This is a genomic window from Terrilactibacillus tamarindi, assembly GCF_009718825.1.
Taxonomy (GTDB): Bacteria; Bacillota; Bacilli; order Bacillales; family Sporolactobacillaceae; genus Terrilactibacillus; species Terrilactibacillus tamarindi.
Genome location: NZ_WNHB01000026.1, coordinates 26,835 through 40,783 on the forward strand (window position 1 = coordinate 26,835; position 13,949 = coordinate 40,783).

Consider the following 13,949-nt stretch of genomic DNA (forward strand, 5'->3'; position numbering starts at 1 on the left):
AAAACATATTAAAAAAGTACACCGTTTCAATGACGGTGTACTTTTCTAGCTTGGATCATTTTCATCTAATGATGCGGTTGTGACTTTTGTATAGTCACCCTTTTTTATTTCTCTTTTAGTTGCTGGTTTTTTTAATTCATCTTCGGTATCCATACCTTCTGCAATGGTCGGTTGATTCATTTTTTTGTCTCTCATACTTTTCGCCCTCTTTCAATATTATACTTTACTGAAAGAGGGTTAATTATTCGGAAACAAGCGCTTTATAAAGGAATAGTAATAATTTTAAAACCAGTTATAAATCAAGTAGTAGATTACCCATACCGGGCGCACCCAAAAGTAAAAAGCAAGAGATAAAGTGAAACTTCAATCAGTGGGGGTTTTCTTCATCCCCCACTGATTGAAAGCCTGAACCAATCGGGCTTTTACGGGCAGTTATCCCCCACCTAGAAATGCTCGTTTACACTTATTACCTTGAGGTGGGGGTCTTACTGCCCGTTAATGCAGGACAAATTCTCTTGCTTTTTTTTTATTTCATATAAGCAATAATACCTTGTTCATCATCTAAAACCAATTCTAGACCAGTTGAATATGGATCAACACCCATTTCAGTGTCTAACCAATAGCGAATCGCTTCAATAAGATTGGACTCAATCAGAACCATTTTTCTGCCATTTACATAAGTTTCAGCAGAAAACCCATATTCGTCATCATACATGAGCTCAGCTTCAACTGCTTCTGGTCTTACGTCTTTCTTATTTGCTTGAAACAAACAAATTGCATTGATAATATCTTGCTCTGTTATTATCTGTTCCCCCACGGACGATCATCCTCATTTTTACGATTTCTCTTGCGATTAAAGAAGATATAACGAATAAGGGCAATGATGGCTACAATCGCAAGTATATTAATTAATAATCCTGCCATCTGGCCAAATGCTCCCATGTTCGCTAACATACTTCCAAATAGTAATCCAGATAAACCACCAAGGAACATACCTCTCATAAATCCGCCTCTATTAAACGCAGATCCATTTGAGCGTGTTGCGGTCGAGTTATTTCTTTGAGATTTATTGCTATTAAAGAATGAACCCGAATTGTTGTTACCTTTAAATGACTTAACTCCTGAGCGATAGCCTTTGGCACTTGCCGTATTTGGCTCAAAGAAGACAAAGGAACTCGCAATAGGTGTAAATACCAATGTTAAAGCAAGAAACGCTGCAGCTATTTTTTTCATCATGAATAGTTATCCTCCTCTATTTAGTCACAAGAAATATGACACCTATTAATACGGTTACTCTAATATAAAGGTTTCAAAAAAATTATTTTTTTAGCTTTTAGTCTCTTCTCTTCAACTATTAATCCATCATTATGATTCATATGGCCATTTGATTAATTGACCACAATGGGTTAAGCCACCACCAAATCCGTACAAAATAATCTTATCATTTTTCTTAATTTGTCCTATCTGAGGTATCCACTATCTTTTCTAAATCATGGTTCATTACTATATTACCCGGGACATAGGTTCCTAAACCCGTTATTTTAGCTTTTGAATTCAGTTTCAATCACCATCCACATTTTATACTTATACATTATATCTGTTATTATGATTAGGTACTAATAATATGTTTTATAAAAGGATCTATGTGTTAAGATAGATCCTTTTATATTAATTCATACCAAGTTTCTACATTTAGCTTTGATCGCTTGTTCTAATCTAGTTAAAGCTTCTTTAACAATTTGACGTGGGCAAGCCAAATTAAACCGAACAAATCCTTCGCCTTCGCCTCCAAACATAGCTCCTTGATTAAAACCGACTTTAGCTTCTCTAATCATAAACTGCTCAAGTTCTTTTCGATTTAAACCAAGTTTTCGGCAATCAACCCAGGCTAAATAAGTCCCTTCTAACTCTGACATAGAAAGTTCCGGAATATTTTTTTCAAAATAGTCTTTGGCATATTTATAATTTTCATAAATATAATCAATACAAGCATCAAGCCATTCTTCACCTTGATTATATGCCACTTCAGTCGCCGTAGGGCCAAAAGAGTTGGGTTGTGACAGCTCGAATTTATTCGCTTCTTTTTTAAATTGTGATCTTAATTGAGGATTTGGAATGATAATATTTGAATGCTGCAAACCTGCAATATTAAATGTTTTGCTTGGAGCTGTGCAAACGATGGTCTTATTTTTTATCTCATCGGATAGACTTGCAAAACAGATGTGCTTCGAACCTTCAAATACTAAATCAGCATGAATTTCATCTGCTACAACTAATACGTCATATTTAAGACATAGATCTGCTAATGCCAAGAGTTCATCTTTTGTCCAAACGCGACCTACAGGATTATGAGGACTACAAAGAATCATACATTTAACATCGTATTTTTTAAACTTTTCTTCGAGGTCTTCTAAATCCATTTTATATTTACCATCTTCAACTTTTAAAGAATTAGTGACACAAACGCGATCATGATTTTCGATCGCATGTTTAAATGGATGATAGACTGGAGTCTGAATCAAAACATGCTCTCCTGGTTCAGTAAAACCGGAAACAATAAGATTTAGTGCCGTCACAATACCAGGACTATGACAGATCCACTCTTTCTTGATCTGCCAATCATGTCTTCTTTTCATCCAATTAATTACTGCATTGAAGTACGGCTCCGTGTTGTTTGTATAGCCAAATATGCCATGATCGACTCGTTCTCTTAATGCGTTAACTACCTGCTCCGGTACTCGGAAGTCCATATCGGCCACCCAAACTGGTAGCACTTCTTTACTTCCAAATAATTGTTCAAGTTTGTCCCATTTTGAACTTCCTGTTCCAAAACGATCAATCACTTCATCAAAATTGTAAACCATTCCATTTCCCCCATTCGTCTAATCGGTGACTGGATTTTTTCTTTTACATACTATAACATATATTTTAAGTGATATGTGGACAGCCGACAGTAAAATGCAATCCCGCCTTCGCTTAACAATGATTAATTCCTTTTATATTTACTCTTTTCTGTTAATTAACTTCGTCTAGTAAAAATATGACTTGACAACCATAAGATTATTGAACATAATATGTAGAAAATAAGATATCGGAATGCGTTGATAGGGAATAGTAAATGGCGACCTTGAGAGCAAAAGAGATTGGAATTCACCGGCTGAAAGATTCCATTGCCATCACCCATTGAACCTGCCCCTTGAGCCATTAGGCTAATTAACCTAATCGTCCTCTACGTTATAGAGATTAAAGTGAGCATTAGATAATAATGCTAATCAAGGTGGTACCGCGGGTAAGTCACTCTCCCGTCCTTATGAAGGATGGAAGAGTGGCTTTTTTAATTGCCTTAATGAATGCCTAAGAGACAGAGATTGAAAGGAAACGGAACTGATGAGAAAAAAAAGAATCGTCGTTAAAATCGGTAGTAGTTCTCTTACGAACAGTCAAGGTGAAGTTAGCGATTTTAAATTAAAAGATCATACGGATGCTATTAGCCGGTTAAAACAAGACGGGCATGATGTCATTATTGTATCGTCTGGTGCTGTAGCCAGTGGTTATAGTGGTCTTGGTTATCCTTCAAGACCTGTCACCATTGCTGGTAAACAGGCGGCAGCTGCAGTTGGCCAAGTTAGACTCTTAAATGCCTATGCTAACCAATTTATGAAACACGATCTTGTTTGCGCTCAGCTTTTATTAACGAGACAAGATTTTCAAAAACGTGAACAAATGACGCATGCCTATTCTGCATTATCAGAATTACTTAAAAGAAATGTCATTCCTATTATTAATGAAAACGACTCGGTTTCTCTCGAAGAATTAACTTTCGGGGACAATGATATGCTTTCTGCTCTTGTTAGCGGACTCGTACATGCAGATCTGCTCATCATATTAACGGATATAAATGGTTTGTATAACGACAATCCCCATCACAATCCTAATGCCAAACGATATGACTTTTTACCAGATATTACGGATGAATTACTTGGGTTTGCTAAAAGTACTTCCCGCTCAAAAGTGGGTACCGGCGGGATGAAATCAAAGTTACTCGCTGCGCAAACAGCCCTTTCACTTGGCGTACGTACGTTCATTGGGACGGGAGAAGGAGAAAATAAATGTCTTCAAATTCTTCATGGTGAAGGGGACGGCACATATATTGGAGATGTCAATCTAAAGCCCTCATTAAAAGTACCAGAACAGTGGATTGCCTTGCACTCTCCAGTGTCTGGTAATATCGAAATTGACGATGGAGCCGTAACAGCCCTTCTTGACCAGGGAAAAAGCCTTTTACCCGCAGGAATTAAACATATTAATGGACATTTTTCTGCTGGTGAAGTGATTCAATTATTAGATCGAAATAACCATGTCCTTGGAAAAGGTCAAGTCAACTATTCATCCGATACGTTAAAAGCCATGAAACAGCTTTCAAATCAAGATTCATTAGAATTTATCCCTAAACAGCATCCTGAAGTCATTCATCGCGACAATTGGGTTTCTTATAAAAAATGGACAGATTAAAAAGATGAGGTGTGAAGTGTATGAGTGATTTATTACAAAAAGCCGCACTCGTAAAGAGTGCCGCTAGTCAAATGACAAAATTATCAACTGAAGAAAAAAATGCTGCGTTGTTACAAATTGCTGAGTCTCTTCAACATTCGATACCAGAAATAATAAACGCTAATCTTAAAGATCTTCAACTTGCTGAAGAAAATGGTTCAAATCATTCTTATCTTGATCGTTTGAGATTAACAGAAGAACGCATCATCGATATTTCAAATGCTTTACGAAAACTCGTGACTTTACCAGATCCAATCGGAGATGTTCTCGATGAGTGGTCTCATCCTAATCATATGCAAATTAGAAAAGTTCGGGTCCCTCTCGGTGTCGTTGGAATGGTGTATGAAGCAAGACCAAACGTTACGGTTGACGCAACTGGTCTTTGCTTAAAAACCGGAAATGCCGTTTATTTAAGGGGCAGTTCATCAGCTTTAAATACGAACAAATGCCTCGTTGAAATCATCCAAAATGCTTTAGAAAAAACAGCCATTCCGTCTACTGCCGTACAATTACTAGAGGATGTAAGCAGAGAGACAGCCACTCAATTCTTTCAACTAAAAAAATATTTGGATGTTTTGATCCCCAGGGGTAGTGCATCCTTGATACAAGCTGTTTTGAATCAAGCAAGTGTACCTGTCATCGAAACAGGTGCCGGTAATTGCCACCTGTATATTGACAATAGTGCGTCTTTTGACATGGCCGTTTCAATCTCTTTAAATGCCAAAGTACAACGTCCATCTGTATGTAATTCAGTCGAAACGATTATTATTCATCGATCATGGTTTGATTCATTTGGAGAGGGTCTCCTTAAGAAACTAACTGATGCAAACGTAGAATGCAGACTTGATCAAACGGTTGCTGGATTATACCCTGACTTTCCTGTAGCAACTGAAGAAGACTGGGAAACCGAGTATAATGACTATATTGTCGCTATAAAAATTGTTGAACATTTAGATGAAGCAATCGAACACATTAATCGCTATTCGACAAAGCATTCAGAGGCTATTGTTTCTGAAACTCAAGAACATGTTGATCGCTTCTTTCAAGAAGTTGATGCATCCACTCTTTACCATAATGCCTCTACACGCTTTACAGATGGTGAAGAATTTGGGTTTGGTGCAGAAATTGGCATTAGTACGCAAAAACTCCATGCCCGTGGCCCAATGGGGCTTCCCGTCCTTACAACCATTAAATATCTCGTCAATGGACAGGGGCAAATAAGATAATGATTGTAAAAAGCCATCCAAAAAATTTAAATGTGTTCTAAAGTATAAACCTTCACTTTAGATATCATTTAAATTAGCTGATGGCTTTTTCTATTACCTAATTGAGGCTTTAAATTAAGTCTCTTTTTTAGTTTATAATTTTAAAGAGTTGACAAGGTTTTAATCGGCCTTTTTTTGTAAAATGATCAAAACTTGAAGAAGAGCCAAACACGATTTGTATTTGACTCTTCTTTTTAAAAATGGTTATCTATTCTGTTGATTTGCATTTTTGTTTAATTCACTGTGTTTCCTTGAGTAAATGAAATAAATGACTATTCCAATGATGAACCAAATGCCAAACGCTTTCCACGTTACCGATTTCAAATTGAGCATCAGATACCCACAAGAAAGAACGGCAAGTAAAGGTATAATAGGAACGAACGGCACTTTAAAGTTTCTTTTTAAATTAGGCTGTGTATATCTTAAAACAACCACGCCAATGGCGACAACGATAAAGGCAAACATTGTACCGATATTCGTTAATTCGGCTAAATGATTAAGTGGCACTAAGCCGGAAAATACTGAAACCATAATAAAAGTTAAAACAATGGTTAATGTAGGTGTTTTACGTTTTGGATGAACTTTAGATAGTCTTTTTGGCAATAAACCATCTCGACTAATGGCAAAAAATAATCGCGTTTGGCCATACATCATAACAAATAGTACCGTGGTTATACCAACAATGGCACCAAGAGAAACAAAACCAGCCACCCAGTTTTGATCAACAACTTGAAGAGCAAAAGCAACAGGGTTTTTTACATTAAGATCTGTGTAAGGAACCATGCCCGTTAAAATAGCAGAAACGGCTACATACAAAACTGTACAAACTAATAATGACGAAATGATTCCAATTGGCATATTTTTTTGTGGATTTTTCACTTCTTCAGCTGCTGAAGAGACAGCATCGAAACCGATATACGCTAAAAAGGCAGTTGCCGCTCCGTTTAAAACTCCGGAAAAACCAAACGGCATAAATGGCGTCCAGTTATCTGGTTTTACAAAGAAAGCCCCGACAACGATAAATAAAAGAACAACGGCTATTTTAATCAATACCATAATATTATTAATTTTGGTCGATTGCTTCACACCTGCTAATAATACAAGTGTAATAATTCCAACGATAACAATGGCTAAAACATCTACATAAGTGCCAGCTCCCGGATTATAGGCACTGCTTATGGCTTTTGGAATATGTATTCCAAACCCAGCTAGTAAACCTTGAAAGTATCCTGACCAACCGCTAGCAACTACAGAAGAAGCAAGTCCATATTCTAGAATTAAATCCCAACCTAAGATCCATGCAATCACTTCCCCAAACGCTGCATAGCTGTAAGTATATGCACTACCAGAGACAGGTACGATTGAGGCAAATTCTGCATAACATAATGCCGCAAACACACAGGCTATTCCCGATAATATGAAAGATAATATAATTCCTGGTCCGGAATCTGTCGCAGCTACAATACCTGTTAAAACAAATATTCCTGTTCCTATAACTGCGCCTACCCCTAGCATCGTTAAATCAAAAGCACCTAACGATTTACTTAATTGTGATTTTCCTTGTCCTTGTTTGATTAAATAAGGTATAGATTTCTTTCTAAATAATTCCACTTTATGACTCCTCACTGCTGTATGAATAGTATGAATTTTTAGGGTGCATTAGAATCATTAACATGCCTATTTTCCCCAATTATTCTCAAAACATAAAAGCTTTATAAATTTTTCAAGATCTCTTCAAGTGCGTGTTCAAAAAGGTGACAAATTAGAAGTAAGAAGATCAAGGCGGCGCTGTTTTGAGGACCGGAATGTAGGTTTTTGCTACATGAGGACCGGAAAAACAAGCCAACGCCGAGATTCGTAGCTTATCATTTGGTGACTTTTTGAACAACCTCTTCAAGGCGCCTTTTTTTGAAAAATTGATCTTTTATATAAAATCTATAAGCAATAATAAAACAACATGAATAGTTAGTATTCTACATAATTCGACACAACATGTAAAGAGAAATTTTAGAATTTAGATTATTTATAAACAAAATGAAGATCTATTGTAAATACTTAACAATTTATCCCACATTAACGACTAGTAAAGATCCCACCTCAAGGTAATGAGTGTAAACGAGCATTCCTAGGTGGGGGATGAAATAAACCCTACTGATTGAAGTTTCACTGATATGAACGAAACTTTCAAGCCTTACTCAAAAATTTATTAAAATGTGCTATTTTTGGCCACTCCAAAGAGAGGAGCACATTTTTTGCATTTTCACAAAAAACTTTATACGGAGTGGCGGGCATGATAACCTTTTTTAGGTAGGCGTCAATTTCTTTTTAAAAACTGGCGTCTTGACGTATGAATCATGCTCGCAGAGGCTCCGTGTCAAGTTTTTTATACTCCATTCAAAGGACTATTCATTGAACTTAAATGGTTAAGTACACGGCACGAAGGCAAAACTACTCAACGACGGTGATCATACTGATATCCGTGGGTTTTCACATTTTATCTTTCCGTCTCGGGAGCTTCCACGAACTTTATACGTGAGTCCATCCTATTTAGGATTGTCACAAGTGAAACCCGTGGGTTCTCCTTTCCGGTTTTTACCTTTGCCTCCGAGCCCTATGCTTACTCATTAAGTTCTATATAAATTCTTTCACATTGCTTCTAACCATTTTAATTCTTATAAACTATTCGAGAGGTTGTCTACTTTACTCTTTACTTTACAATTTCTAAAAAAGGCTCCCTATTTGTTTCTACTTCTTTGGCAATAGCCCAGATAAAACCTGCCAATTCTCTTGCGACCGCAGTTATCGCTTTCGGTGCAGCCTTTCCTTTTGATAATAAACGGTAATATTTATTATGCAAACGATGTTGAGCTTTCCATGAAATGGCGGTCATACTCGTAGACTGTCCTTCTTGTCTCTTTTTTAATTTACCTTTAACAACAGGTTTGTAACGGTAGCTCCAAGCAGACTCTATTAATAAACGACGTGCATGTTGGTTTCCAGTCTTTGTGATTTTCCCTTGTTTTCTTACTTCACCACTGGAACTTTCACTTGGCACTAATCCTAAATATGACATGAATTGTTTGGCTGTCTTAAAGCGTTGAAATGATCCAATTTCAGCTACTAATGCAGTAGATGTAATAGTAGCTACTCCTCTTAAAACACGTAGTGCTTGGATCATTGGTGCATGATACCCTTCTTCTGCGTGAATCTCAATTTCTTTTTCTAAACGTTGAATACGTTGATCAATTTCTACTAAGTGTTGACGATATTCTTGAAATACGACCTTTTGCATTGAGGATTCAAAAGAAAGGCTGTCTAGCCATTCTCGATAGGCATAAGTCCACTTGTTTATACCTTTTGGTGGATGAATATCATATCGTAGTAAAAATTTAGTTAAACGATGTTTCGCACGTAACTCATCTTCTTTCGCATCTTCCCGAGCTCGGACTAAGTCTCGTAGTGCTTCATCTTCCTTAGTTGGAACATGTATAGGAGTTAGTTCTCCTGCACGATATAATTGAGCTAGACGAATAGCATCACGACGATCTGTCTTAACACGGTCACCAGGTTTTTGAGGAATAAGGGAAGGAGCGATCACTTCACATTCCACGCCTATACTAAGTAATACTCGATAAATACCATATCCAGTAGGACCTGCTTCATAACAGAATTTCAGTTGTTCGATTGACCCTAACTTTTTTATTAATTTTTTTAATGCCTCTGGTTTATTAGGGATCATTCCAAAATATCTTGGCTCATTTCTACCTTCATCTGCAATAGCAACAGCGATTTTTTCTTTTGACACGTCTAAACCAACGTATTTTGTGTTATCCTTCATAATATAACTAGCTCCTTTCGTAATGTAGCACTGATTTGGTTTGTTTTTTGTAGTAATTCAGTTTAACCAAATTAACCTACGAAATACGAGTAAGGGGCTAGTTTCGTTCATGATAACTTTATAAATGAACAATATTGTTGTAGAAACGGTTAATCATTTTCTTGAGAAACAATAAGGATTAATATAAAAAATTCATAAAATCGTCATTTGCTAATTGAGAATTTTGATTTATAATTAAGAATAAAAAAGGATAATCAGTCCTTATTATGGACTAACTATCCTTTGGTTTATTATCTTAATTAAACACTTAGCTCTCTAAATTTTAAATTATTATTTATCATTTACAATAATAAAGGCAACTTTAATTGGACCGTGAACTCCAACGACTAGATTCATCTCGATATCGGCACTGTTACTTGGACCTGAAATGAAGTTAATATAGTTAGGTATTAATTTCCCTTCTTTAACAAACTCGTTAATTTTTCGAGTGGCTTGACTTAAACGAGGAACTATCGAACTCTTGGGTATAATCACAATAGATGTAACCGGCAATAAACTCACTGATCGAGCTTTCTCTGCATCATTCATAAGCATAGCAGTTCCAGATTCCGCTAGGGTTATGTCACTAAAAACAAGGCCAATATTTGCAGACTGCGCTTTTTCAATGTTTGATTGGCCCTCAGTCAAATCCCATGTAAATACATTTAGTTTATTTAATACTTTTGATAGCCCATATTCATCAAAACGATCATCTTTACACGCTATGATGGGGCCGCCATCATAATCTTGGATGACACTCTGCAATGTATCTGGAAGTTTGCTTAGATTAGTCTCATACACTTTTGTATGTAGAGGTTGACAAGACTTCTTGAGAACATCTAAAAGTTCATCTTGAGAACGGGATTGATAAACATCCCATTGAGGTTGAAAATTCCATTCTGGTTTTTTTACATGTTGATTTCGCTCTCTACCTAATTTTGTGGCTATTTTATTTAGAAATGTATCTTGATTTTCAACAGTACCCGGCATCACTCTTCACCCTTTTTTGTTTCCTTTTTATGATTTTTGAACCATTCTCTAAAGTTTTCAGAACTTGGAGCTGGGAAATCTCGTCCGTGTGTCCATGGTTTCATTGGTCCTGGTCCCTTACTTATTTTCCCGTCCTTAACCAAAGGTTTCATTGCTTTAGGAGCTAATTTGGTTGCCATTTTAAATAATGATGGCGAACTTGCGCCGATTCCAAAACCTTTCATAGCAAGTTTTTCACCTAATGGAGCATGGCCTTCACCATTAACGATATGCTGACGGTGTTTGATCAAAAGCTCATGTAAAGGAATTTTTACTGGACAAGCTTCGGTGCAAGCCGCACATAAGCTTGATGCATAAGGTAATTTTCCGTATTCTTCATATCCACCAAGAATGGGTGATAAAACGGCACCAATAGGTCCCGGATAGATTGATCCGTAAGCGTGCCCACCAATATGACGATAAACTGGACAAACATTCACGCACGCAGCACAACGAATACAGTGCAGAGCACTTTGAAATTCAGTGCCTAAGGCATTTGATCGACCCGCATCAACGATCACGAGGTGAAAATCTTTTGGGCTATCAATATCTTCTATATTTTCTCCTGGCGTAATACCTGTTACATACGTTGTTAACTTTTGCCCAACAGAACTTCTACATAGTAACGTAACCAATATATCAAGTTCTTCCCATGAAGGTACGATTCTTTCCATCCCCATGACTGTAATCTGTGTTTCAGGGAATGAGGTAACCATATTGGCATTTCCTTCGTTGGTAACAAGTGAGACACTCCCAGAATTCGCAATGGCAAAGTTGCAGCCTGTAATACCGACTTCAGCATCCAAAAATTCTTGCCTAAGTGTTTCTCTTGCGAAAGCTGCAATTTCTTCTGGTTTATCTGAGTTTTTATAACCAACTTTTCTTAGCGCATCTCGCATTTGGCCTCTATTTTTATGTAATGATGGCACCACAATGTGCGATGGACTATCATGATCATCGACTTGAAGAATGTATTCAGCTAGATCCGTTTCTAATACTGTACATCCAATATCTTCAAGTGCTTCATTTAGACTTATTTCCTCTGTTACCATTGATTTAGCTTTAACGACTTTTTTTGCGTTTTTTTGCTTGACAACTTTTTGGATATAATGTTGTGCGTCTTCTACAGTTTCAGCAAAATAGACGTGACCACCTTTTGCCGCCCAATTATCACTTAATTGCTTAAGATAGTAATCCAGATTTTCTAATGTGTGACGTCTAATTTCTTCACCTGCACTACGCCATATTTCCCAATCTACCAATGATTTATCATAGATTGTTGCATTTAACTTTCTTCCACGCAAGCCATCTTGTGCAGAAGATACCGCATTTTGCATAAAATCATTGTTTATTCCTTCATCAACACGATCAAAGAAGGGTTGATTCCCTATTTTCATTGGCATGATGAGAGCCTCCCTTAACATGATGATTTAATATCTCTGCAATATGCTTCACTTCAATTTTCTTTCCTTTTCGGTTGATTCGTCCACCAATATTCATAAGACAGCTACAATCAGAGCCTATAACCAACTCTGCCTCAGTTTCTTCAATGTGTCTGACCTTTTCATCAACCATTTCTTCTGATATTGGTGACATTTTAACAGAAAAAGTTCCACCAAAACCGCAACAATCATAATTGTTAGGAAGCGGTATAACTTCTAAACCTTTAACGTGTTTTAATAGTCTAAAAGGGGCTTCTTTTTCGCCAAGTAAACGTGACATATGGCAAGATGTATGAACGGTTGCTTTTGCTTCGTATTCTGCCCCTAGATCTTCAACACCAAGAACATGAACAATAAATTGAGTGAATTCATATGTCTTATCGGCCATTGCTTCAGCTTTTAATTTCCAACCTGGCTCATCAACAAACATTTTAGGGTATTCACGAAACATGGTCGTACAGGAACCAGAAGGACTGACAATATAATCAGCATCTTCAAATGCGTGGATCATTTGTTTAGCTGCTTTTTTCGCATCGTTTAGATACCCACTATTAAAAGCCGGTTGTCCGCAACAAATTTGACCTTTTGGAAAATCAACTTCACAACCAAGTCTTTCTAGAATCTCCGTGACATCTTTCCCGACTTTTGCATAGAAAAGCTCTCCTAAACATGTAATGAATAAGGAAACTTTCAATCTAATCACCCTTTCTATAACTCTAGTATTGGAATTGGATTGTTTTGTACCACAATATATAACACCTTTTTATAATCAGGTCATCTGATGACCTGATTATAAAAAGTCATCCAATATACACAATTAAAACACATTTAATTCAAAAATCAAGCTTTTAAATTTCAATGATTAAGATTTAATCAATCTTAATCATTCATGCATATAGGTTAATAATGTTTTTTGAACGCTGTTTAAATGATACTCCATAAGTGTTTTTGATTTTTCTACATCTTTTCTTTTTATAGCTTCATAAATATTTTGATGCTGTTCAAATAGCTTTTCAAGTGTTGTTGTTTTAGAAAAAATCCAGATACGTCGTGTTTCTTTCATTGATTTTGAAATAGCTTCCGATACACTTAACATAAGATTCTCCAATAAAGGATTATGAGCAGCTTTAGCGATGGCAATGTGAAAATCGATATCCGCCTTCTCACCAATATCTGTACTCTCCATGGTTGAAACTTTCATATTGTTTAAAACTGCCTTAATGGCATTTAAATCTTGTTCATTTCGTTTTAAAGCCGCTGATTCTACCGCCCCTAATTCTAATATTTTTCTTACATCCAATAAATCCTCTAAATCTTTTTTCTCCATAAGTAGTAGATTGGTCAATGATTGTGAAAAGGAGTGAGGATCATAATATTTTATGAATGTGCCCTCGCCTTGTTTCATTTCTACAAGTCCCATTGCCCTTAATGCACTGAGAGCCTCCCTTACTGCTGAACGCCCAACTTCAAATTTTTCGGATAATTTTTGAACAGAATCTAATTTATCACCTGGCTTTAATACACCTGTAGTAATCATATTCAACAATTGATCAGCTACTTCTTCATAGATCTTCTTGCTCTTAATAATTTTATAGGACACCACATTCACCCTTACTGATTATTTATAATCTAATGATGATATCTTTATTATAAACTTTATTTTAACTATTTTTCTATTTTATTCTCTTTTTATTAGTTGACTGTTCTTTCTGATTTATTGAGCCTCTTTCTGATTTATTGCACCACTTCCGGATTTATTGCACCACTTCCGGATTTATTGCACCA

The 13,949-nt window shown here is 36.4% G+C and carries 13 protein-coding genes and 1 other annotated feature; of the genes, 3 read left to right on the top strand and 10 right to left on the bottom strand.

The features are described 5' to 3' along the window. Window positions 1-45: 45 nt before the first annotated feature. From GMB86_RS15600 to GMB86_RS13820, 4 genes are all read right to left on the bottom strand, one after another. Window positions 46-195, bottom strand: a complete 150-nt coding sequence (locus tag GMB86_RS15600; protein ID WP_196220240.1) for a hypothetical protein — start codon at window positions 193-195, stop codon at window positions 46-48. A gap of 331 nt (window positions 196-526) precedes the next feature. Then, window positions 527-817, bottom strand: a complete 291-nt coding sequence (locus tag GMB86_RS13805) for a YxcD family protein (protein ID WP_329602943.1) — start codon at window positions 815-817, stop codon at window positions 527-529. Then, window positions 802-1,236 (bottom strand): hypothetical protein, encoded by a 435-nt coding sequence (locus tag GMB86_RS13810; protein ID WP_155220886.1) that lies wholly within the window; start codon window positions 1,234-1,236, stop codon window positions 802-804. Before GMB86_RS13810 ends, GMB86_RS13805 begins: the two co-directional genes overlap by 16 nt. A gap of 437 nt (window positions 1,237-1,673) precedes the next feature. Further along, the gene (locus GMB86_RS13820) at window positions 1,674-2,864 is read right to left on the bottom strand and encodes a MalY/PatB family protein (protein WP_155220888.1); all 1,191 of its coding nucleotides are present in this window, start codon (window positions 2,862-2,864) and stop codon (window positions 1,674-1,676) included. Between the two features lie 228 nt (window positions 2,865-3,092). Further along, window positions 3,093-3,313: a binding site (T-box leader), on the top strand. A gap of 74 nt (window positions 3,314-3,387) precedes the next feature. Here GMB86_RS13820 and proB point away from each other — a divergent pair. Both proB and GMB86_RS13830 read left to right on the top strand, forming a co-directional pair. Then, entirely contained in the window at window positions 3,388-4,512 is a 1,125-nt protein-coding gene (gene proB / locus GMB86_RS13825; protein ID WP_155220890.1) for a glutamate 5-kinase, read from the top strand. A gap of 20 nt (window positions 4,513-4,532) precedes the next feature. Beyond that, a complete protein-coding gene (locus GMB86_RS13830) occupies window positions 4,533-5,777 on the top strand; it encodes a glutamate-5-semialdehyde dehydrogenase (protein ID WP_155220891.1) in 1,245 nt (414 codons plus the stop codon). Between the two features lie 243 nt (window positions 5,778-6,020). Here GMB86_RS13830 and GMB86_RS13835 read toward each other — a convergent pair whose 3' ends face one another. Next, window positions 6,021-7,427 (bottom strand): amino acid permease, encoded by a 1,407-nt coding sequence (locus GMB86_RS13835; RefSeq protein WP_329602944.1) that lies wholly within the window; start codon window positions 7,425-7,427, stop codon window positions 6,021-6,023. A gap of 127 nt (window positions 7,428-7,554) precedes the next feature. Between GMB86_RS13835 and GMB86_RS16045 the strand changes: the two genes are divergently transcribed. Next, the gene (locus GMB86_RS16045; protein ID WP_268987321.1) at window positions 7,555-7,677 is read left to right on the top strand and encodes a hypothetical protein; all 123 of its coding nucleotides are present in this window, start codon (window positions 7,555-7,557) and stop codon (window positions 7,675-7,677) included. 846 nt (window positions 7,678-8,523) lie between these two features. On the opposite strand, the gene GMB86_RS13840 is transcribed toward GMB86_RS16045, so the two are convergent. The 5 genes from GMB86_RS13840 to GMB86_RS13860 form a co-directional block, all read right to left on the bottom strand. Further along, a complete protein-coding gene (locus tag GMB86_RS13840) occupies window positions 8,524-9,654 on the bottom strand; it encodes an IS110 family RNA-guided transposase (protein WP_155220895.1) in 1,131 nt (376 codons plus the stop codon). A 330-nt stretch (window positions 9,655-9,984) separates the two neighbouring features. Next, window positions 9,985-10,683, bottom strand: coding sequence for a LutC/YkgG family protein (locus GMB86_RS13845; protein ID WP_155220898.1), 699 nt, complete (start codon window positions 10,681-10,683; stop codon window positions 9,985-9,987). After that, window positions 10,683-12,125 (bottom strand): LutB/LldF family L-lactate oxidation iron-sulfur protein, encoded by a 1,443-nt coding sequence (locus tag GMB86_RS13850; protein WP_155220900.1) that lies wholly within the window; start codon window positions 12,123-12,125, stop codon window positions 10,683-10,685. Before GMB86_RS13850 ends, GMB86_RS13845 begins: the two co-directional genes overlap by 1 nt. Further along, complete coding sequence (locus GMB86_RS13855; RefSeq protein ID WP_155220902.1) at window positions 12,091-12,858, bottom strand: (Fe-S)-binding protein; 768 nt, start codon at window positions 12,856-12,858, stop codon at window positions 12,091-12,093. Before GMB86_RS13855 ends, GMB86_RS13850 begins: the two co-directional genes overlap by 35 nt. Window positions 12,859-13,047: 189 nt before the next feature. Then, entirely contained in the window at window positions 13,048-13,764 is a 717-nt protein-coding gene (locus GMB86_RS13860) for a FadR/GntR family transcriptional regulator (RefSeq protein ID WP_329602945.1), read from the bottom strand. Between the last annotated feature and the right edge of the window lie 185 nt (window positions 13,765-13,949).